Below are 23189 nucleotides of genomic sequence, written 5' to 3' on the forward strand. Positions count from 1 at the left end.
AAAATTTTAAATCAAATATAGTCATATTAATTTAGCCGTAAAAAAATTACGGCTAAATTAAAGACTTGATTAAAAATAAATCAATTTCCTCGGGTCAATTTTATATCAAATTGTTTAAAACAATATGACTATCCCACCCCCGGCCTAACAATCACCACCTCTTCCCTATCTACTATCACTTGCCCAGGGAGTAAGTCGCGGGTTTTACGGACATATTTTTTGGGAGTAACGATTACTGGACAAAGGGTTTCTGTTTGGCGTTTGGAATAATAAGCCGCTATGCTGGCGGCTTGCTCAATGACGTGTTTGGGGACCGTTTGGTTTTGTGGATTACGTATCACCACATGTGAGCCGGAAACATCTCTAGCATGTAGCCACAAATCATTCTTTTTGGCATATTTCAAGGTCAATAAATCGTTATTTTTGGCATTCTTACCCACCCAAACCGTCCAACCGGTGATGATAAATTCTTTGAAGGGCAATTCTTCCTGACTCGATTTTGCACCACTTTCCACATTCATCCATTTCAAAAATGGCTTTAATTCTTTTTTATTTTGAGCCGCGTCCAATTCCATCAAGGCCTTTTCCATGTCCAAAATCTCCCTACTTTTTGCCTCCAATTTTGCCTCCCAATTGGCTAATTCCTTGGAAAAATTCTTAGCTTTCCGGTAATAATTCTCCACATTTTGAACAGGACTTAAACCTACTTTTAGCTTAATCCGAATCGGCTCATTTCGATAAAAATCGAGTAATTCTACTTGTCCCACACCAGAAGGAATGGCATGTAAATTGGCCATCAAAATATGTCCGATTTCATCCAAAGCTACATTTCCTTCTCGGATGGTCTTTTGTTTGACTAAATCTTCACGGTACATTTTCGCCCGTAAAAAGGACTTTTCTAAAGCCGCCTTTATCTGACTTTTCTCCTTTTTAAATTCGCCAATGGACCAATGAAAATAATAAAACTGATTCAGTGCCTCCAAAGGGTCGCTTGTTTTACATAAAATGGAACCCTGAGGCGCTAACATCGAAAAAGTAATTCCCTTTTCGTGTTCATAAATATAAAAAGTAGAAGCATTTAATTCTTCCAACAAGTCTTGCAACAATTGCCAACGGGCACTTGAATTCAAATCCTCAAAATTCCGTTGCGCTAACCATGCCTGACATTCTTTTCCAAAAGTGGGAAATAGCGCTTTGTATTCAGAATCATGATCCACAAAATTCTCAAAACGTTGATTCAATGGTCGGTCCAAGGAAGCTAAATCAAGAGATTCATCTTTCTTCAAACGTTTTTGAAAAGTAGATACAAAGGTGTCGTCTTGAAACAAAACCACATTTGCCCGATTCCCAAACATTTTAAAAAGTAAGACATAAGAACCTAAAAAATGCAAAGAAAAAGCCCGCTCATTCTCATACATTTGCACCTCCTGCACCTCTGCCAATAACAGATCAGAAAACAAGTCGACCGAATTACGACCCGCCCGATGAAAGGATTCAGGAAATTGCAAAGTAGAAAATTGCGAACCCAAACAGCATTTGATCCAAAAATCATCTCCATTTTGCCTTTCAAAACCCAAGACCAATTCATCCTTTTCCTGCGAAAAACATTGCTTCAATCGGGCATACATTAGCTTTTGCCTCAACTCATTGGCCAAAACCCTCAAGAAATAATAATTATTATGCATGTTTTTTGAAAAGTACTATTGAAATTTAAGCCTAAATTTGTGCCAAACAATCTTTGAATGAACACCATGACTTCCTATTTAACTTTAAAAGAAAGCGGAGAAGGCTTGTACAAAGATAAAGGAAGTAAATTCATCGCTTACAGCTTTCCCGTAAAAGATGTGGAAGAAATCAAGGAAATTATAGCGCTATTGAAAATTGAACATCCCAAAGCCAGGCATGTTTGTTACGCGTATCGTTTGGGAAATACTGCCGAAGAAGCTCGTTCCAATGACGATGGCGAACCTTCAGGAAGTGCGGGAAAACCCATTTTGAATACCATCATTTCCAAAAATTTACACTTTTCACTCGTAGCAGTTGTTCGCTATTTCGGGGGGACTTTACTGGGTGTTCCTGGGCTCATTCATGCCTACAAAGAAGCAAGTTTGGATGCTTTGAAAGAGGAAAATATCTATCTCAAAGAGCCTGAAAAAATCATTCAAATAGAGTTTGATTATTTTCGACTTAATGATGTCATGAAAATTTGTAAAAAAGAACCCATTAAAATTATTAATCAAAAAATCAATAATACCTGCCTCTTCGAACTAAGCTTTAAATTAAGCGATGAGGATATCGTTTTTTCAGCATTAAAGGATTATATTTAAAATCCACTAAATTAGAAAACGAAATGAATTAGCAGCAAAATGAAATTAGACTTAAAAATAATTCAGGATAATTTATTGGAGCAGTATTGCGATCAAGTTGATAAGGAATTGCCAAACAACTTTGACAAATTGGTTGACGCCGAAATTTCAACGGACATTTTTAGTTTTTATACTTCGGTGGCATCGGTTTTTTCAAGCAAAATTGAAGGTGAAAATATTGAGTTGGACAGCTACATCAAGCATAAAAAAATGGGTATAAAATTTTTACCCGACTACACCCAAAAAATTGACGACCTGTATACAGCTTACACTTTTGCAAAAACAAATGTGCTAAACAAAGACAACATTAGCGAAGCTCATCAACTTTTGAGCAAACACCTAATTGCTAAAAACCAACAAGGTAAGTTGAGAACGCAAAACATGTATGTTAGCACAGCCGATGGAAGAATTGAATATGTAGCTGCGACACCTTCTGAATTGAAAAACGAAATGGAAAAATTTTACCATGACATAGCATTGCTTTTGAAAACAGCATTAACCATACAGGAGGTTTTCTATTTTGCGGCTATGATTCATTTGGTTTTCGTTAAAATTCATCCTTGGAATGATGGAAACGGGAGATGCGGACGGCTTTTAGAAAAGTGGTTTTTGGGCCAAAAATTAGGAGAAAAAGCAAGGTTTGTTCCCAGTGAAAGAAACTATTATGAGCAACATCAAACCTATTACAAGAACATTCGTGCATTGGGTTTAGAATATCCTGAATTGGATTACTGCAAAGCTTTGCCGTTTCTACTAATGCTCCCCAGCTCGATTAAATACAAAGGATAAAACAAAGTATGAGCCATATGGGTGGAGAAATGAAATCCATTAAAAGAATTAAAAAAAGGTATTAAAAAATAGCTCGATAAATGAATAATTCGCAGATCATAATCTATCAAACAGAGAGTGGGCAAATTAAAATAGATGTACGACTCGAAAATGAAACCGTTTGGCTTACTCAAAAATCAATGGCTGAATTGTTTCAAACCTCAGTACCAAACATTAATATGCACCTCAAAAATATTTTTGAAGAAGGTGAATTAAACCTAGAGGCAACTATTAAGGAATTCTTAATAGTTCGCAAAGAGGGGAACAGAGAAGTCAACAGGAATATTGAATATTATAATTTAGATGCAATTATATCTGTAGGTTATCGAGTAAAATCGAATGTAGCAACACGATTTAGGATTTGGGCAACTCAGCATATCAAAGAATATATAGTAAAAGGATTTGTATTAAACGATGAGAGATTAAAAAACCCTGATGTCCCATTCGATTATTTTGACGAATTGCTCAGAAGAATTCAGGATATTCGAACTTCTGAAAAACGTTTTTATCAAAAAATAACGGACATATACGCTACCAGCGTTGATTACGATCCAACACAAGAGACAAGTATCCTGTTTTTTAAAACTGTTCAAAATAAAATGCACTGGGCTATTACGGGCCAAACTGCAGCCGAAATAATAAAAAACAGGGCCGACAGTGAAAAACCCAACATGGGCTTGACAAGTTGGAGAGGCGTAAAACCTAGAAAGCAAGATGTTTCGATTGCCAAAAACTATTTGAAGGAAGAAGAATTAGCAGCATTAAATAACTTAATTGAACAATATCTTATATTCGCAACGGGTCAGGCAATGCGAAGGACACCGATGTATATGAACGATTGGATAGAGAAGCTACATGGTTTTTTATCGCTAAACGATCGGGAAATTTTGAAGGATGCAGGAAGAATTTCTAACCAATTAGCAACAAATTTTGCCGAAAACGAATACGATAAATATCGAATTAAAACAATTGCCAATTCAGACAAGCAACCTGACGATTTTGAAAAAACAATTGAACTAATTGAGAAAAATCCTAAAATTAAAAAAATAAATGAGCAATCTAGGTAAGGTAATAAAATCTCCAAGAGATATTTTTGGAAAACAGTTAACTTGCACTCGTCATTTGCCGAATGTGGTTAATGATACAAAAAACAGCCTATTTTTGCCATATTGCACACTCGGCTAAGCTGAGCGTGAGTTAAATTTAAACCTATCAAAATGAATTATTTTAAATTATACCGCACACCCCATGGACACATTATTCAGTCTAGCAGTTCTGACAAATCAGTCTTTCATCATACCTTAGCTTGGGATGATTTTATCAATCAAAAAGACCTTTTTTCGGCTTGCCAATCTGAATTTCAGCGGGGAACGGAAGTCGATTTTAATCAATACGAAATTCTGCATCCTGTTCACCAACAAGAAATTTGGGCGGCGGGCGTAACCTATTTGCGAAGCAAAGTAGCGAGAATGGAAGAATCGAAGGAATCTGGCGGTGATACATTTTACGACAAAGTCTATTCGGCGGAAAGACCTGAAATATTTTACAAAGGAAATGCGCATAGAGCCGTTGGGAATGGCGGAGAAGTTCGAATCAGAAAAGATTCTGCTTGGAATGTTCCAGAACCTGAACTGACTTTGTTCATTAACGCTTTTGGACAACTAGCTGGATATACCATTGGAAATGACATGAGTAGTCGCGACATAGAAGGAGAAAATCCTTTGTATTTACCACAAGCGAAAGTCTATGACGGAAGTGCGGGAATTGGACCTTGTTTATTGATTACAGAAAATCCAATTGCTGCTGAAACGGTGATTGATATGCGTATTTTCAGAGACAAAGAGCAAGTTTTTCAAGGAGATACCCAAATTTCTCAAATGAAAAGAACGCATACGGAACTTGTGGAATACCTAACAAGAGAATTAAGCTTCCCCAAAGGAGCATTTTTAATGACTGGAACTTGCATCGTACCAGATCCTCCATTTACGCTTCAAGCTGGAGACCGAATTGAGATACAAATTGAACCCATAGGAACCTTAGTGCAAATCGTAGCAAAATGAATTTAACTGGAGAACAAATTATTGGAAATCATTTTTCCAAAAAAGGAAGCAAAACATTCCAAGGAATAGAGGCGGCAACAGGGAATGTACTTCCGACCCATTTTCATGAATCGACAACTGAAGAAGTAGACGAAGCCATTGCTTTGGCTAAAATAGCTTTCCGAGCATTATTGAAAATTTCCGATGAACAAAGAGCTGCGTTTTTAGAAGCTATTTCGGTGGAAATCATGGCCATTGGCGATGACCTAATCGATATGGCTTGTTTAGAAACAGCCTTACCGAATCCTAGAATTACCGGCGAAAGAGGCCGTACAACAGGGCAAATTCAGGCATTTGCCAATTTTATCAAAGAGGCTTCTTGGAAAAAAGAAATCGTGGATGAAGCCATGCCAGAAAGACAACCATTGCCCAAACCACGTTTGGTACAAAAGCAAATCGCTTTGGGTCCTGTGGCTGTTTTTGGTGCAAGTAATTTCCCATTGGCATTTTCAGTCGCTGGTGGAGATACACTTTCCGCTTTAGCTGCTGGTTGTCCCGTGATTTTCAAAGCCCATCCTGCTCACCCTAATACTTGTGAAATGGTGGGTAGAGCCATCCAAAAAGCAGCACAAATTACCCAAATGCCTGAGGGAATTTTCTCCATGATTCATGCAACGAGTCATGAAATCGGAGGTTATTTAGTCCAACATGCAGGAATCCAGGCAGTAGCATTTACGGGATCTTATCGAGGCGGAAAAGCACTTTTTGATTTAGGTGTTAAGCGAGATATTCCTATTCCCGTTTATGCGGAAATGGGCAGCGTGAACCCTGTAGTACTTTTATCGGAAAAATTACAAACAGAAAGCGCAAATTTAGCCAATGCCTTGAGCCAATCGGTTTGCCTTGGCGTAGGACAATTTTGCACCAATCCAGGATTGCTAATTATAGAAAAATCAGACATTGGCTTTTTGGATCAATTGGCTCAACAATTGGATCAAATTAGCTTAGGCTCCTTTTTAACCAAAGGAATCGCCCATGCTTATCAACAAGGAAGTGAGCATTTGAATCAACATTCAGTGGTAAAGCGATTAACCCAATCGTCCATTCCTTCGCCAAGCTTATTTTCTGCAAGTGCTCAAGATGCCATCCAACATCCTGAAATTTTAGAGGAGGTTTTTGGACCTAGTACATTGGCCATCGTGGCAGAAGATAAGGCCGAGATGCTGAAATTGATTGAGAAACTACCTGGGCAATTAACAGGAACCATTCAAGGAACAGCTGCGGAAATTGCTGCATTTCCTGAGCTAAACGAAGAGTTAAGTTTAAAAGTGGGTAGAATTTTATTGAACGGTTTTCCAACTGGAGTGGAAGTTTCTTCAGCCATGGTGCATGGGGGACCATTCCCTTCCACCAGTGATGCAAGAAGTACATCGGTAGGAACACAGGCCATTTATCGATTCACAAGACCCATTTGTTTTCAAAATTTTACCTAACAACATACATTTTTACAATAATGAACGCACACGAAATAGATTATCAAATTTTTGGAGAAGAAATGCAATATGTGGAAATCGAATTAGATCCACAGGAGGTTGTCATTGCAGAAGCTGGAGGATTCATGATGATGGAAGATGGCATCAAAATGGAAACCATTTTTGGCGATGGAAGCACACAGCAATCAGGCTTTTTAGGCAGTTTATTAAATGCCGGAAAGCGGGTTTTGACAGGGGAAAGTTTGTTCATGACCGCCTTTCAAAACCAAGGTTATGGTAAGAAAAAAGTATCCTTTGCTTCTCCTTATCCTGGAAAAATCATTCCCATCGATTTAAAGGAATACAATGGCAAATTTGTTTGTCAAAAAGATGCCTTTTTATGCGCGGCCAAAGGGGTGTCTGTCGGCATTGAATTTTCCAAAAAAATAGGACGGGCCTTATTTGGTGGAGAAGGATTTATCATGCAGAAAATTGAAGGAGATGGTTTGGCCTTTATCCATTCCGGAGGAACGTTAGCTAAAAAAACCTTGGCACCTGGAGAAGTAATGCGCATTGATACCGGTTGTGTGGTTGGATATACGCAAGACGTTGATTTTGATATTGAATTTGTCGGTGGAATAAAAAACACGTTGTTTGGAGGAGAAGGCGTATTTTATGCTACTTTGAGGGGCCCTGGAACAGTCTATGTGCAATCGCTTCCATTCAGTAGACTTGCCGGAAGAATTTTAGCCAATGCTCCCAATATGTCTGGTGGTGGCAAAGAAGAAGGTAGCTTGTTAGGTGGATTGGGTCGAATGATGGATGGGGATAATTTTTAAATGGGAAGAAAGAAGAGAAAAAACGGGAAAAGAGAAGAGAGATGCTTCGACAGGCTCAGCAACCGAGGAAGAGAGAAGTAAAGACCGATGCCTGAACGGAACCGAAGGCGGAGGGCATCTTTCATTTACCAAAGATTTAATAATGAAATCTACAAGCTATTATAAATAAATCAGGGTTCAAATAGTTGAATACCAAACGATGTTCTTTGTTTATTCTCAGAGACTTAAATCCAGATAATTCATATTTCAGAGATTCAGCTTTCGTCAAAGCGGAATCTGGATCTCTTGAAATTTCCTTTAACAAATCGTTGATTTTCTTAAGTAATTTCTGATCCTTTTCTTGCCAATATTGATAGTCTTCCCAGGCTTGCTTGCTGAAAATTAATCGCATAAATCTTCCACATTTTTTGTAATAGTCAAACCTTTGGATTCTTCCATCGACGTTAATAAATGTTCTCTATTAGCTTTTGTTGAGAGTAAATACTGAGTCTCTTGAATAGCATTATATTCTTCTAAGGAAATCATGACAACAGCCTGGTCATTACTTCGACTCATGATAAGTGTTTCATGATCTTGAGTGATTTGGTCAAGGTATTTTTTCATATTATTTCGAAAATCTGACATATTAGTGACGATCATAATGAACATATTTAAGTACATACAAATGTAACTATTTATGTTCAAAATAAAATTGGTCAAATCTAACGAGATTCAATCATGAAAGCAAAACTCTTCAGGGGATTATCAAAATCTTGATAAAATGATGGATGGGGATAATTTTTAATTCGGAAGAGAGAAAAAAGGAAAAGAGAGGAGAGAAAACATTGTGCCCTTGTGTTAAAACAACCATACCATTCTAACACAAGGATCACAAAGCCCTCCAAAAGGAGGATAGCTTAAAAAATTAAATTTCAACAATCACATTTTCGAAAATTAAATTTCCTTCTTTATCCACATCCATCAAAACGGCAGAATCTTTTTGGATTTTACCTGACAAAATCGATTTAGACAATTCATTTAAAACAGCCCTTTGCAATACTCTTTTCATCGGACGACCACCATATTGAGGATCAAAACCTTCTTTGGCTAATTTGCTTAATGCCTCTTCCGTTGCATCCAAGGTAATATTTTGTTCCGCTAAACGTTTTTGAATTTCCTTAAACTGAATACTCAAAATTTGTTTGGCATGATCTTCCGTTAAAGGCTCGAACAAAACCACCTCATCCACACGGTTCAAGAATTCTGGTCGAACTTGTTGTTTCAGCAAGGCCATCACCTCTTCTTTGGTCTCTTCCAAAATGATCGCATTGTTCCATCCTTCCATTTGTGACATCTTTTCTTGAATCAAATGTGAGCCAATATTCGAAGTCATGATGATAATGGTATTTTTGAAATTCGCCGTTCTTCCTTTATTATCCGTCAATCGGCCTTCATCCAAAACTTGCAATAAAATATTCCAAACATCTGGATGGGCTTTTTCAATTTCATCCAACAATACCACTGAATACGGTTTTCTTCGAACAGCTTCTGTCAATTGCCCACCTTCATCGTAACCTACATATCCCGGAGGCGCTCCAATCAGGCGACTTACCGCATGTCTTTCTTGGTACTCTGACATGTCAATTCGAACAATCGCATTTTCATCGTTGAACAAATAAGCCGCTAGCGATTTAGCCAATTCCGTTTTACCAACGCCCGTTGTCCCCAAAAAGATAAAGGAACCAATTGGGCGTTTCGGGTCTTGCAAACCCGCTCTTGAACGACGAACCGCATCGGATACCACCTCAATCGCCTGATCTTGGCCAGCCACCCGTTTGTGCAATTCATCTTCCAAATGCAACAATTTATCAATCTCGGTTTGAAGCATTTTACTCACGGGAATTCCGGTCCATTTAGCCACTACTTCCGCCACATTCTCAGCCGTTACCTCTTCTTGCAACATACCATTTTCGCCAGCAGAATGCGTTTGCAATTCTTTTAATTTGGCTTCAGATTCCACCAAACGGCCATATCGAATTTCAGCTACCTTGCCATAATCACCTTGTCGTTCCGCTTGTTCAGCTTCTAATTTCAATTTATCAATCGTCTCTTTTTCTTTACGAATATTGTCTAAGACCGCTTTTTCCGCTTGCCATCGGCCTTTTAAGGCATCCCTTTTTTCAGACAAGTCAGCTAATTCCCGACTCAAAATCGTTTCTTTTTCTTTATTATTTTCTCTGCGAATCGCTTCTCGTTCAATTTCCAATTGCATGATTTTACGTTGGATGTCATCAATTTCTTCTGGAACAGAATCAATTTCCAAACGCATTTTAGCCGCTGCTTCATCCATTAAATCGATGGCCTTATCAGGCAAAAAGCGGTCAGAAATATATCGATTCGACAATTCAACTGCCGCAATCACTGCATCGTCTTGAATACGAACTCCATGGTGTAATTCGTATTTATCTTTGATACCTCTTAAGATAGAAATCGCGTCAGTAACATCGGGTTCATCCACAATCACCGATTGAAAACGACGCTCCAAGGCTTTGTCTTTCTCGATGTATTTTTGATACTCCTTCAACGTAGTGGCACCAATCGCATGCAATTCACCACGAGCCAAAGCGGGTTTTAATAAATTGGCAGCATCCATCGCTCCTTCGCCTCCGCCCCCAGCACCAATCAAGGTATGAATCTCATCAATGAATAAAACGATTTCTCCGTTGGAATCCGTCACCTCTTTGATAACTGCTTTTAAACGCTCTTCAAACTCCCCTTTGTATTTAGCACCTGCCACCAACAAACCCATGTCCAAAGACATTACAATTTTCGATTTCAAATTCTCAGGAACATCACCTGAAACAATTCTTTGTGCCAAACCTTCTACAATTGCCGTTTTGCCGACACCCGGTTCTCCCAATAAGATAGGATTGTTTTTGGTACGTCTAGACAGAATTTGTAACACACGACGAATTTCTTCATCACGACCAATCACAGGATCAATTTTCCCTGCTTTTGCTAATTCATTCAAATTCTTACCATATTTTTCCAAAGATTGGTAAGTACCTTCTGCATGTGGATCGTTCACTTTTCTATTTCCTCTAAGTTCAACAATAGCATTTTTAAAATTCTTCACATTTAATCCTAGCGACTTTAACAAATCGGCTACGGAATCATTTCCATCCAATAAGGATAGAAATAATAATTCGACACTCACATAAGTATCGCCAAAATCATTCATCGACTTATCCGCACGAGTCAGTGCAGCCTGCAAACTATTGCTTGCGTAGGGTTGAGCGCCTGAAACCTTGGGGTAACTGGATAAAACAGGCTTCAATTTCTCTTGAATTTGAGGAATTGTAACACCCAATTTTTTCAATAAAAAGGAGGAAGTTTGTGTATCATCTTGCAAAATAGCCTGCAATAAATGACCGGTCTCAATGGCTTGCTGTCCGTTTGAACTAGCGAATTCCATCGCATTTTGAATAACCAATCCTGCTTGTGATGTGTAATTATTCGGGTTCATAATAAATCATTTGAAACCCTTACGTGCAATTCATCATCCAAGCTAATTTTTCGGAAAAATTGGCAGTAAAATAGCGATTATTGAGCGAATTGTGGACAAAAAGACAGCTTAAAGTAATAGGTAATAGGTATTAGGTAAAAGGTAATAGGTAATAGGTAATAGGTAAAAGGTAATAGGTATTAGGTAAAAGGTAATAGGTATTAGTTATTAGGTAATAGGTTTTAGGTAATAAGTATTAGGTATTAGTAAAAAGTAATAGGTAATAATGCGAATTAAGGGTTGAAATTTCCTGTGACAAGCTCAGGAACCGAGCTAAGAAAAATCTATTAATTCTATTTTAGAACTTATAAAGGAATTTGCGGTTAATCCGACGAAAGATTTGAGCGAAGCGGTAGGCGGAGCTTTGACAATGCGCATGGGCGATGTGCGTCAGCGTCAAAGAAAATAGCCGAAAGCGTAGTGCAAATCGGGCCGCTTGCGGATTCGTCTTGGATTAACTGGAAGAAAATAAGTTTTTTTGTTTCTTTTTTTCTAAAAAAAAGAAATGCCATGGATAAAGAATTAGCCAATAAATGGCATTTTTAGGTAATAGGTATTAGGTAATAGGTATTAGTTATTAGGTAATAGGTTTTAGGTAATAAGTATTAGGTATTAGTAAAAAGTAATAGGTATTAATGCGAATTAAGGGTTGAAATTTCCTGTGACAAGCTCAGGAACCGAGCTAAGAAAAATCTATTAATTCTATTTTAGAACTTATAAAGGAATTTGCGGTTAATCCGACGAAAGATTTGAGCGAAGCGGTAGGCGGAGCTTTGACAATGCGCATGGGCGATGTGCGTCAGCGTCAAAGAAAATAGCCGAAAGCGTAGTGCAAATCGGGCCGCTTGCGGATTCGTCTTGGATTAACTGGAAGAAAATAAGTTTTTTTGTTTCTTTTTTTCTAAAAAAAAGAAATGCCATGGATAAAGAATTAGCCAATAAATGGCATTTTTAGGTAATAGGTAAAAGGTAATAGGTAATAATGCGAATTCTGGGTTGAAATTTCCAATGATTAATCTCTTTCTTTACCGCTTTGGGCTTCTATACTTCGACAGGCTCAGCAACCACGTACAGCCACTGTTTGTAATCACAAAATCGTTTGATCTGAAAGCTAATTATATCTCGATACTAACGGTTAATCCGACGAAAGATTTGAGCGAAGCGGTAGGCGGAGCTTTGACAATGCGCATGGGCGATGTGCGTCAGCGTCAAAGAAAATAGCCGAAAGAGTAGTGCAAATCGGGCCGCATACGGATTCGTCTTGGATTAACTGGAAGAAAATAAGTTTTTTTGTTTCTTTTTTTCTCAAAAAAAGAAATGCCATGGATAATAAATAAACCAATAAATTGCAATGCGAAATCGGAAGTTGAGATAATAATGAAGGAGGTAATAGGTAAATTTCAAAAACTAATATCTAATCACTTATCACTAATAACTTTTAATCTTCTTCACAAAATCAATAATGTCTTCACGTAAATTTTTACTTTGAGATAATAATTTCACAAAAGCGCTACCAATAATTGCCCCGGAGGAGGCTTCTGATGCTTTTAGGAAAGAACTACGATCCGAAATACCAAATCCGATAAGTCGGGGATTCTTTAAATTCATGGAAGCAATACGCTTGAAATATTCTTCTTGCACATCACTTATGCCTGTTTTGGCACCAGTAGTACTAGCAGAGGAAACCATATAAATAAATCCTTGGCTGATTTCATCAATCTGGCGAATCCGAGCATCACTTGTTTGTGGTGTGATCAAGAATATATTGAATAAGCCATTGGCTTCAAAAATAGCCTTGTATTCCGACTCATATTCTGCCAAAGGCAAATCAGGCAAAATCAGTCCATCTACTCCTACCTCTTGGCATTTTTGGCAAAATTTTTCTACCCCGAATTGCAATACTGGATTCACATAACCCATCAATAATATAGGCACATGCACCGATTTACGCATATCTTTTAGTTGCTCAAACAAATAACCAACCGTCATTCCATGATCCAAAGAAACTTGATTTGCCAGCTGAATGGTTTCGCCATCTGCCACAGGATCTGAATAGGGCATTCCAATTTCAATGATATCGGCACCTCCTTCTTGCAAAGCTTCCAAAACGCTCATGGTATCATCCAAATGTGGATAACCAGCCGTTGCATAAACATTTAATATGGGGCCATTTGCCTCATGAAAAACCTTTGAAATACGATTCATCTTAAATTAAATTTAATCTTTTGATATATGTAGCTAAATCCTTATCACCTCTTCCCGATAAATTGATCACTACCACTTCATTTTCTTTAGCCCCTAATTTTTCCAACACAGCCAGAGCATGTGCGGTTTCCAGGGCCGGGATAATCCCTTCTAACATACTTAATTCCAATGCAGCTTCCAATGCTTCATCATCGGTAATATCAAAAAATCGAGCTCTCCCTGTTTTGAATAAATGAGCATGTAATGGGCCAATGCCAGGATAATCCAGACCGGCAGAAATTGAATACGGTTCTACCACTTGCCCATCTTCCGTTTGCATCAAGATACTTTTACTACCATGCAAAACTCCCGGTTTACCCAAGAAAGTAGTTGCCGCAGAATGACCCGAGCTAACTCCTTGACCAGCAGCTTCTGCCGCAACCAAAGCCGTTCTTGGCTCATCCAAAAAATGATAAAAAGCACCCGCTGCATTAGATCCTCCACCTACACAAGCAATCACATAATCCGCATAATCTCTGCCTATTTTCTCCTTCAATTGAACACGTATTTCCTCCGAAATAACCGACTGGAATTTGGCTACCATATCAGGATATGGATGAGGACCAACCACTGATCCGATAATATAATGAGTATCCACCGGATGATTAATCCAATGCCTCATAGCTTCATTGGTGGCATCCTTTAAGGTTTTAGAACCCGATTCAGCTGCTATGACTTGTGCACCTAACATACGCATTCTAGCAACATTGGGCGCTTGTCTTTCTATATCTATAGCACCCATGTAAACGATACACTCTAAACCCATTAAGGCACAAACCGTAGCTGTGGCTACACCATGCTGACCAGCACCCGTTTCCGCCACAATCTTATTCTTCCCAAGACGTTTTGCAACCAAAATTTGCCCAATGGTATTATTCACTTTATGCGCTCCTGTATGGCACAAATCCTCTCTCTTTAAATAAATTTGAGTGTGGTATTTTGCAGACAAACGCTCAGCTTTGAATAGCGGAGTTGGTCGGCCCACATAATCCTTTAACAATGCATGAAATTCTGATTGAAAACCAGGATCTTCCATTATTTTCAAATAATTTTCACGCAATTCCTCCACATTCGGATAAAGCATTTCGGGGATAAAAGCACCACCAAAATCGCCATAATATCCACGTTCATCCACATGAAACGAAACTTCTGAGCTAGACATATACTATCTTTTATCGTTTAAAATATTTGCTACTTCTTTTATTTTTTCTACATCCTTTATCGCCGGACTAACTTCTAATTTACTATTGAAATCCAAGGCATACAAGGGTAACTTTTGTGCTAATTTTACGGCCTCCTCCGTTCCCGAGGCATCCAAACCTCCCGCCAAAAAAAATGGCACATCCAAGGCATAAGAATCCAAAATACTCCAATCAAAACGTTCACCTGTCCCCCCGACTTCATTCCCTTTTTTGGTATCAAACAAAAAATAATCTGGTAAAACGGCAAAACTTGTTAATTCATGTAAGTCGGTTTGACTAGCCACAGATATTGCTTTGATAACTTTTAAACCCTTTTGTTTCAATTGATCAATCATCTCTGAATCTTCCTTCCCATGCAATTGAACATGATCAAACCCCGCAGAAATAGCCAATTCTGCTATTTTTTCTACGATCTCATCCACAAAAACCCCAACTTTTTGGATTGTTTTGGGTAATGTATTCGGTATCACAAAATGCTCACCTACATACCTAGGCGATTTTTTCACAAAAATAAAGCCCATAAAATCAGGTTGAAAAACAGCGACCTGTTCACAATTCAATGTTTCCCGCATGCCACATATTTTCCACTTCATCTTATTGGATCAAAAATTCACTCAAAGCTTTCCCCGGATCATTGGTTTTCATAAAGCTTTCCCCAATCAAAAATCCTTTGTAGCCATACGTTTTTAATTCACTAATAATCGAAGCGCTTGAAATACAACTTTCCGAAATTTTGATGAATGAGGCTGGAATTTTGGCCGACAAAACCTTTGATGCCTCCACATTCTGTTCAGCAAAATTTTTCAAATTACGATTATTAACTCCGACCAAACTGATGTAATCCCCTAAACTTCTATTCAACTCCTCTTCATCATGCACCTCCAACAAAGTTTCCATACCTAAGGAACGAGCCAAGGTCCCAAGTGTTTTGATTTCTTCAGGACTTAAGGCTGCCGCAATTAACAAAACCACATCTGCACCCATCGACTTGGCCTCCACAATTTGGTATTCATCAACCATAAAATCCTTACGAAGAATGGGAGTATGAGGATTAGCCAATCTGGCTTCATTAAAATCTGCATAGGTTCCACCAAAAAAAGGTTCATCTGTTAACACAGATAGACAAGCGGCGCCAGCTTTTACATACGATTGAGTTACTTCAGTAACCGTCAAACGATCATTGATGACTCCTTTGGAAGGCGATTTTCTTTTAAATTCAGCGATAATTCCAGTGGACGCAGGTTGTGTCAAAGAAAGAGATAAAGAATGACAAGTTCTTGCGAAAAAATCCTTCATTTCTAATTCTTTGATAGAAAATTGCTGTTTCTTTTCAGCCACTTCCTTCCATTTTGAAGCTATAATTGTATCTAAAATACTCATAATTAATCCATTATAAATTTCTTGAACACTTGGAATGCTCTCCCACTTTCAATCGATTCCTGGGCCATCAAATATCCATCCGAAAGATTGTCCACTTTACCGGCTACCATTAAAGCGGCACCTGCATTGGCAAGTACGGCTTGCGTTTGGGGAATCGTCCCTTCTCTTTGTAAAATTTTGTACATGATGTCCGCCGATTGCTCTACCGAATCTCCGGCAGCTAAATCAGCAGGTTGACAATATTCACAATTGATATCGCTTGGAGAATATATCTTTTGTCCTTCTTGAGTGGCTAATCGGAAGTTACTGGTTAAGGATATTTCATCATAACCATCCTCAGCATAAACTATTCCGTATTTTTTGCCACTATCCTTGTAAAAACCATCAAATAAATCAAAAATTTCAGGAGCATAAACACCTGTTAATTGTTTGGTGACGTTAGCAGGGTTCAATAAGGGTCCTAATAAATTAAAGAACGTTTTCATTCCCAATTCCTTCCGAATCGGGCCAATGTAACGCATCGCTGGATGGAACAAGGGAGCATGTAAAAAACATATTCCTGCCGTTTCCATTTTACGCTTCAAAAATTTAGGATCATTGCTAAATTTTACTCCCAAAAACTCTAAAACCGTTGATGATCCCACCGCGGAAGATACCCCATGATTCCCATGTTTTGCTATTTTCTGACCAGCACCCACAACCACAAAAGCAGAAGTCGTACTGATATTAAATGTATCTTTTCCATCACCTCCCGTACCACACACATCCATGGCATCAAATTCCGCCAAATCAACATTCACCGCCAGTTCTAACATGGCCGACACAAACCCTTTAAGTTCTTGTACTTGAATCGGATTATACCAATAAGAACTTAAAAATGCAGCAATTTGACTCGGGTTAGATCCACCTTGACCAATTTGCAACAAAACATCTTTCGCTTCCATTTCTGAAAGCGACTCCCCTAAAACTCTTCTAGCTAATATATTTTTCATTTCTTATTTAATCCAATTTTTAATCATCTGTAATCCGTGTTGGGTTAGATATGCCTCCGGATGAAATTGTACGCCTCTAACATCAAATTTTTGATGTGCTTCTGCCATAACAAAGCCTTTATCATCGACAGCCGTAATTTTTAAATCGCTAGGCATTGTACTTGGAACAACCGTCCAAGAATGATAACGACAAACTTCAAACCTACTTGGAATACCTTGAAATAACTTTTCATTGGGATCCGTAACGACACATTCGCTGGTTACACCATGCAAGACCTCACCCATATTTTGTAATTGTGAACCAAAAGATTCAGCAATGGCTTGATGCCCAAGGCATACGCCCAAAATACGTTTGCTGGTAGCATATTCCTTCAACAAATCCAACATAATTCCTGCTTCCGAAGGAATACCTGGTCCGGGAGAAAGTAAAATATGATCATATGCTTTTACTTCTTCCAATTGTATTTTATCATTTCTAAACACATCTACCTCTGCCCCGATCTCTTTTAATAAATAGACCAAGTTGTACACAAAGGAATCGTAATTATCTATCACTAATACTTTCATCTTGCTTAATCTAAGGTTTGAGCCACTTCCAATGCCTTACGGAGAGCCGCTAATTTATTATGTATTTCTTGCATTTCACTTGCCACTACCGATTTGGCTACAACACCCATTCCAGCTTGGAAAAACAACGTTTCTCCTTTGCTCAAAAAGGTTCTAATCGCAATCGCATGATTAAAATTTCCTTTAAAATCCATGAAACCAATTGCGCCACCATAAATATGGCGATTTGTAGGTTCTAATCTGTTAATGATTGTCATGGCATTGTGCTTTGGCGCTCCACTCAAGGTTCCTGCCGGAAAAGTATCAGCCACCATTTGCAAAGGATTTACGCCTTTTTGCAAAGTTCCAGTCACTTTGGAAACTAAATGGATCACATGTGAAAAGAACTGTACTTCTTTAAACGTTTCAACCTTCACATTGTTTGCGCTTCTACTTAAATCATTTCGTGCCAAATCAACCAACATCACATGTTCCGCTGATTCTTTGGGATCTTCGATCAAAGCTTTCGCCAATTCAGCATCACGTTCATCATCCCCCGAACGGCGGAATGTACCTGCAATTGGATGAATTTCGGCCACATCCCCCTCTATTTTAATTTGCTTTTCAGGCGAGGCTCCAAAAATTCGATAATTTTCATAATCGAAATAAAACAAATAAGGGGAAGGATTGATCGAACGTAAAGCACGATAAACTTGGAAATCATCCCCTTTGAATTTTTGACTAAAACGGCGAGAAGGAACTATTTGGAATACATCACCTCTCAAACAATGTTTGATACACGTTTCGACAATTTCTCGAGTTTGGTCATCCGACAAATTCGTTTCTTCTTCGCCAATGGTTTGAAAAGGCTCCAAAGTATAATGAGGCATTTCCAATAAATAATCAATCGTATCTAAATTAGGCACTTGCCCATTGTAACTATGCGCATAAGCCGTCATCTGATTATTAAAATGATTGATGGCTACCACGTATCGGTAAACATAATAGCGGATGGAAGGAATTTCAGTTTCAGAATTTTTTGCTTGAATATGGATATCCTCAAAGTAGGTAACCGCATCATATGAAATATGCCCAAACAATCCGTTGGCCATGGGCGAATCTCCAGGTTCAGGGGTAAAATCAAAACGATCAGCAAAAGCTTTTAGTGCAGAAATGGCATCTTTGCTATGTGCTAACGTAAAGGATTCAGTACTACCATCAGGAAATACTTGCGTCACTTTTTGGTCATTTAAGACAAAACTAGCAATTGGATCAAAAGCGATATGCGAAAAACCGTGTTCTTTTCCATGGTAATCAGCGCTTTCTAAAATGACCGAATTCTTAAAATTCTTACGAATCTTTAAGAATATCCCAATGGGCGTCAAGGTATCCGCCAATGAGCGTTTTCGGGAGGTCGAAATGGGAAATATATGTTTAGTTGACATGCTTCAGAAAATCAAAATAAATAAAAAAGGCCTACTGGGAACAGCAAGCCTTGAGTAAAACATATCATGTACACACACAGCAAAACTGTTCAGGGGTTTTTACCCTTGCCACCAGTTTTTGTTGTATGTTGCTTTGTTCATATTTTAATTATTTGATGCAAATGTATATTTTTTGGGCTAAATTCAAAAATTAAATAAGAAAAAAAACAATTTTGTCCCCAAATCAGACTTTTCCGAATAAACATGACTACTAACATCAATTCTACTCTTTCGAAATCCTTCATTCAAATAACCCGATTAACAGAGGGAGAATCCGGGAAAAATGGAAAAAACCTTCAGATCAATTATCAAATTTTAGATAGCATTATGGGCAAATTACTCATTGCCTCCACGGATAAAGGCATTTGCCAAATAGACATCATCAGCAATGAAGACAATGCAATCGAATTAGTAAAAAAAGAATTCCCCGAAGCCTATTTTATTCATCAGGCAAATGAACAATCTAAAATTATTGAGGAATTTTTAACTGGTAAGTCCCTATCAAAAATCATTCAACTGCATATCAAGGGAACTGATTTTCAGATAAACGTGTGGAATGCCTTGCTAGATATTCCTTTTGGAAAATTAAGCAATTATGGGGTTATCGCTCAAAAAATAGGAAATGAAAAAGCCTCACGGGCAGTCGGAACCGCCATTGGTTCCAACCCGATTGCCTTATTAATCCCCTGCCATCGAGTGGTTCAAGCCAGTGGAAAATTGGGTGGATTCAAATGGGGCATTGAAAAAAAAGCCGCTATTATTGCCTGGGAAACAAATTTTGGCATTTAGAAAAATGATCAGTTTACTATATTTAGTCAAACTGAAAACAATTTAAATTTTCTAAGTAAAAAAATGAATTCTAATACTTTTACCTCTTCCCAACCTATTCATGCGAAATAAGGGTTGAAATTTCCAATGATTAATCTCTTAATTACAGCTTTTGGCTTCGATACTTCGGCAAGATCAGTAACAATAATCGGCAAGCTAAGTAACCGAGATCAGTGAACGTTATTTATTTTTAGATCTTATAAATGAATTTGCGGTTAATCCGACGAAAGAAACGAAATAAATGATGAGGTATGAATGATGAGTTATGAATTTTAAAAAACGCTCATAATTCATAATTAAATTGATTCGTCTTGCATTAACTAGCAGTAAATAAGTCCTAAAAAAGAATAATTAGCATTGGCTGAGTCGAAGCCAAAAGCGGTAAAAGAAAAGTGCAAATTGGATATTTTAACCCTTAATTCACATTAATACCTAATAACTAACAACTAATACCTATTACCTTTTACCTATTACCTTCTACCTTTTACCTATTACCTTCTACCTTTTACCTATTACCTTCTACCTCTCCCCTCTCAATCAAATCCCATAAATTGCCATATAAATCGGCGAAGACCAATACCTTGCCAAATTCTTCCTGGCTAGGTTCTCGGATAATTTGAACATTATTCGCGATTAAATTTTGATAATCCCGATCGAGATCGTCTGTGTGCATAAACAAAAAAACTCGGCCTCCCGTTTGATTACCTATTCGTGAAACTTGCTCTTCTCCACTCGCTTTGGCCAATAATAGCTGAGCGCCGGAGGTTCCTTTAGGCTGTATGACAACCCAACGTTTGATGGGACTTAACACCGTATCTTCGATCAATTCAAATCCCAGTTTTTGGGTATAAAAAGAAATAGCTTCATCGTAATCTGCTACCACCAAAGCCATTTGGAAAAATTGCTGATTCATCTTAATTCTCGTCTCTACCCACAAAATTAAATGGACTAATCAACAATAATTCTTGCTTAATCGCATCTGAAACGGCTAAACCTTGAATGAAATCGTGGAAAACAGCTTGGTCTATTTTTCCGTTGTGACGTGTCAAATCTTTCAAGGCCTCATAAGGTTTCGGGAAAGCCTCTCTCCTTAACACCGTTTGAATCGCCTCCGCAATAACTACCCAATTATCTTCTAAATCTTGTTGAATTTTCTTTTCGTTCAATTCCAATTTCCCTAAACCTCTCTGCAAAGAATTTAAAGAAATCAAGATATGAGCCAATGGACTACCAATGTTTCTTAAAACCGTTGAATCGGTCAAATCTCTTTGTAATCTTGAAATAGGCAATTTAGCCGAGAGAAATTCACACAGCGCATTTGCTATCGCTAAATTTCCTTCCGCATTTTCAAAATCAATGGGGTTAACTTTATGAGGCATCGCTGAAGATCCAATCTCTCCTGCTTTGATTTTTTGTTTAAAATAACCCATTGAAATATAAGACCAAATATCTCTGGACAAATCGATTAAAATGGTATTTAAACGCTTCAATCCATCAAAATAAGCAGCAATATTATCATAGTGCTCAATTTGAGTGGTGTATTTACTTCGAGTAATTCCTAAATCAGAATGCAGTTTTGCCGCAAATTCTGGCCAATTAATGGCAGGAAAAGCCACATGGTGAGCATTGAAATTACCCGTAGCACCACCAAATTTACCTGTAAAAGGAACCTGGGCCAACAAATCCAATTGACGATTCAAACGCTCTACAAATACTTTCACCTCTTTCCCCAAGCGTGTTGGAGATGCAGGTTGTCCGTGCGTATGAGCTAATAAAGGTATATTTTTCCATTCGTTGGCATAAGCATCCAATACTTCCACTACCGACTGATAGGCAGGTAAAATTAGAGCTTGATGTGCCTCCACCATCGACAACGGGATGGCAGTATTGTTGATATCTTGAGAAGTTAATCCAAAATGTATGAACTCTAAGTATGGGGATAAATCACCAAACTGAGCAGATAAGGCTAACATTCTATCTTTAATAAAATATTCGACGGCCTTCACATCGTGATTGGTCACTTTTTCTGTTTCTTTGATCCATAAAGCATCTGACTCCGAAAAATCCAAATACATGTTTCTCAAATAGGGAATGGCTTCTTGAGGAAAAGATGCCAAAGGAGCCAAAGGTATTTCACAAAGCGCAATAAAATACTCAATTTCAACCCGAACGCGATATTGAATTAATCCAAATTCCGAAAAGTAAGGTGCTAAAGCTTGAGTTTGGCGACGATATCTACCATCTACCGGAGTAATGGCTGTTAATAAATTTAATTCCATACATTATTTTCAAAGCGCAAAGGTACAAAAAATGTGGTAAAATAGGATTTTAGATTAAATTTGTAAATATGAGCTTTCTCATAACAAAAAGCTTTCTCAAAATATGCTAAGTCCACGATACCTTTCGGTCATTTTAGCCTTTTTTATTGCCTGTGTGGCCACAGCTTTCATTTCCTTTTTACCGCAATCCGATTCATTTACACTTTTCGTTTGCTTTATCAGTAGCTTTATTTTCGGCGCAATTTTGATATTTTTTGCATTAGATTATCTCGTTTTTCAAGAGGTCAATCAATTGTATGACCGAATTAAACAAATCAAACAAAAGAATTTTGAAGTTATTCCCCGTAAACAACTGCTAGCCAAACAGAATCCTATTGAACTCCTAAGAAAAGAATTGGATACCTACGTTAGCTCCAAAGAAGACGAAGTAAAGGAACTAAAAAAAGCAGCGAAGTACCGTCAAGAATTTTTAGCAGATGTGTCACATGAATTAAAAACACCCATTTTTGCAGCCCAAGGATTTGTACATACTTTATTGGACAACCCAGAAGAGGAAGAAGAAATACGGGTTAAATTTCTAGAAAAAGCCGCGAAAAGTTTGGATGGCCTCGATTTGCTAGTTAAGGATTTATTAACAGTCTCCCAAATTGAAACTGGAGCCGTTAAAATCGATAAAAAAAGCATCAATTTAAAAACCGTTATTCAGGAAATTTTCGAACAAGTAGAATACAAGGCAAAAAGTCGCAAAGTAGAACTTTCCATTAAAGCACCGAATAGCCCAATCATGGTAAAAGCTGACTACCAAAGAATCTCCCAAGTATTATCGAATTTGATCGTAAACGGAATCAAATATGGAAATTCGCCCGGAGTTGTCAATGTACATATTGAAGAACGCAAAAAAATGTACACCATTTCGGTCAGAGATAATGGACCAGGAATTCCAGAAGAACATTTACCCAGATTATTTGAACGTTTTTATCGGGTCGACAAAAGTAGAGCCAAACAAAGCGGAGGTTCAGGTTTGGGCTTATCCATTGTAAAGCACATCGTACAAGCGCACGGAAGTAAAATTTCGGTTCAGTCGAAAATCAACAAAGGAACTAGTTTTGAGTTTAAATTGGAGAAATCGTGAATTGAGATAATAGA

The 23189-nt window shown here is 37.9% G+C and carries 21 protein-coding genes; 8 read left to right on the plus strand and 13 right to left on the minus strand.

What is annotated here, in order from left to right; genetic code table 11:
* Positions 1-128: 128 nt before the first annotated feature.
* Positions 129-1685 (minus strand): NFACT RNA binding domain-containing protein, encoded by a 1557-nt coding sequence (locus V7S76_RS10600; protein ID WP_459510079.1) that lies wholly within the window; start codon positions 1683-1685, stop codon positions 129-131.
* Positions 1686-1742: 57 nt separating this feature from the next.
* Between V7S76_RS10600 and V7S76_RS10605 the strand changes: the two genes are divergently transcribed.
* The 6 genes from V7S76_RS10605 to V7S76_RS10630 all read left to right on the plus strand — a co-directional run bounded on the left by V7S76_RS10605 (position 1743) and on the right by V7S76_RS10630 (position 7544).
* Complete coding sequence (locus tag V7S76_RS10605) at positions 1743-2327, plus strand: IMPACT family protein (RefSeq protein ID WP_459510080.1); 585 nt, start codon at positions 1743-1745, stop codon at positions 2325-2327.
* Between the two features lie 39 nt (positions 2328-2366).
* Positions 2367-3155 carry a Fic family protein gene (locus tag V7S76_RS10610; RefSeq protein WP_459510081.1) on the plus strand — a complete coding sequence of 263 codons (789 nt, stop codon included), beginning with the start codon at positions 2367-2369 and terminating at the stop codon, positions 3153-3155.
* Positions 3156-3235: 80 nt separating this feature from the next.
* On the plus strand, positions 3236-4261 hold the full coding sequence (locus tag V7S76_RS10615; protein WP_459510082.1) for a virulence RhuM family protein: 1026 nt from the start codon (positions 3236-3238) through the stop codon (positions 4259-4261).
* Positions 4262-4411: 150 nt separating this feature from the next.
* On the plus strand, positions 4412-5254 hold the full coding sequence (locus tag V7S76_RS10620) for a fumarylacetoacetate hydrolase family protein (protein WP_459510083.1): 843 nt from the start codon (positions 4412-4414) through the stop codon (positions 5252-5254).
* Positions 5251-6726, plus strand: a complete 1476-nt coding sequence (locus V7S76_RS10625; RefSeq protein WP_459510084.1) for an aldehyde dehydrogenase (NADP(+)) — start codon at positions 5251-5253, stop codon at positions 6724-6726. The genes V7S76_RS10620 and V7S76_RS10625 overlap by 4 nt, the downstream gene beginning before the upstream one ends.
* A gap of 20 nt (positions 6727-6746) precedes the next feature.
* Positions 6747-7544, plus strand: a complete 798-nt coding sequence (locus V7S76_RS10630; protein WP_459510085.1) for a TIGR00266 family protein — start codon at positions 6747-6749, stop codon at positions 7542-7544.
* 136 nt (positions 7545-7680) lie between these two features.
* On the opposite strand, the gene V7S76_RS10635 is transcribed toward V7S76_RS10630, so the two are convergent.
* The 10 genes from V7S76_RS10635 to V7S76_RS10680 form a co-directional block, all read right to left on the minus strand.
* Positions 7681-7935, minus strand: coding sequence for a Txe/YoeB family addiction module toxin (locus V7S76_RS10635; protein WP_459510086.1), 255 nt, complete (start codon positions 7933-7935; stop codon positions 7681-7683).
* Positions 7926-8183: a type II toxin-antitoxin system Phd/YefM family antitoxin gene (locus V7S76_RS10640; RefSeq protein WP_459510087.1), complete on the minus strand. Its 258-nt coding sequence runs from the start codon at positions 8181-8183 to the stop codon at positions 7926-7928. Before V7S76_RS10640 ends, V7S76_RS10635 begins: the two co-directional genes overlap by 10 nt.
* Positions 8184-8448: 265 nt before the next feature.
* Complete coding sequence (clpB, locus tag V7S76_RS10645; RefSeq protein ID WP_459510088.1) at positions 8449-11049, minus strand: ATP-dependent chaperone ClpB; 2601 nt, start codon at positions 11047-11049, stop codon at positions 8449-8451.
* Positions 11050-12516: 1467 nt separating this feature from the next.
* Positions 12517-13293 carry a tryptophan synthase subunit alpha gene (gene trpA / locus V7S76_RS10650; protein WP_459510089.1) on the minus strand — a complete coding sequence of 259 codons (777 nt, stop codon included), beginning with the start codon at positions 13291-13293 and terminating at the stop codon, positions 12517-12519.
* A 1-nt stretch (position 13294) separates the two neighbouring features.
* Entirely contained in the window at positions 13295-14494 is a 1200-nt protein-coding gene (gene trpB, locus V7S76_RS10655) for a tryptophan synthase subunit beta (RefSeq protein WP_459510090.1), read from the minus strand.
* A 3-nt stretch (positions 14495-14497) separates the two neighbouring features.
* On the minus strand, positions 14498-15127 hold the full coding sequence (locus V7S76_RS10660; RefSeq protein ID WP_459510091.1) for a phosphoribosylanthranilate isomerase: 630 nt from the start codon (positions 15125-15127) through the stop codon (positions 14498-14500).
* A 1-nt stretch (position 15128) separates the two neighbouring features.
* Positions 15129-15914, minus strand: coding sequence for an indole-3-glycerol phosphate synthase TrpC (trpC, locus tag V7S76_RS10665; protein ID WP_459510092.1), 786 nt, complete (start codon positions 15912-15914; stop codon positions 15129-15131).
* Positions 15915-15916: 2 nt separating this feature from the next.
* Positions 15917-16906 carry an anthranilate phosphoribosyltransferase gene (gene trpD, locus V7S76_RS10670; protein WP_459510093.1) on the minus strand — a complete coding sequence of 330 codons (990 nt, stop codon included), beginning with the start codon at positions 16904-16906 and terminating at the stop codon, positions 15917-15919.
* 3 nt (positions 16907-16909) lie between these two features.
* On the minus strand, positions 16910-17473 hold the full coding sequence (locus V7S76_RS10675; RefSeq protein WP_459510094.1) for an anthranilate synthase component II: 564 nt from the start codon (positions 17471-17473) through the stop codon (positions 16910-16912).
* Positions 17474-17478: 5 nt separating this feature from the next.
* On the minus strand, positions 17479-18897 hold the full coding sequence (locus V7S76_RS10680) for an anthranilate synthase component I family protein (RefSeq protein ID WP_459510095.1): 1419 nt from the start codon (positions 18895-18897) through the stop codon (positions 17479-17481).
* Between the two features lie 243 nt (positions 18898-19140).
* Between V7S76_RS10680 and V7S76_RS10685 the strand changes: the two genes are divergently transcribed.
* Positions 19141-19725 carry a methylated-DNA--[protein]-cysteine S-methyltransferase gene (locus V7S76_RS10685; RefSeq protein WP_459510096.1) on the plus strand — a complete coding sequence of 195 codons (585 nt, stop codon included), beginning with the start codon at positions 19141-19143 and terminating at the stop codon, positions 19723-19725.
* Between the two features lie 544 nt (positions 19726-20269).
* Here V7S76_RS10685 and V7S76_RS10690 read toward each other — a convergent pair.
* Entirely contained in the window at positions 20270-20677 is a 408-nt protein-coding gene (locus tag V7S76_RS10690) for a VOC family protein (protein ID WP_459510097.1), read from the minus strand.
* A gap of 1 nt (position 20678) precedes the next feature.
* Positions 20679-22043, minus strand: coding sequence for an adenylosuccinate lyase (purB, locus tag V7S76_RS10695; RefSeq protein ID WP_459510098.1), 1365 nt, complete (start codon positions 22041-22043; stop codon positions 20679-20681).
* Positions 22044-22146: 103 nt separating this feature from the next.
* Between purB and V7S76_RS10700 the strand changes: the two genes are divergently transcribed.
* Positions 22147-23175, plus strand: a complete 1029-nt coding sequence (locus tag V7S76_RS10700) for a sensor histidine kinase (RefSeq protein WP_459510099.1) — start codon at positions 22147-22149, stop codon at positions 23173-23175.
* Positions 23176-23189 lie beyond the last annotated feature (14 nt).

This window comes from Aquirufa sp. ROCK2-A2, assembly GCF_054558485.1.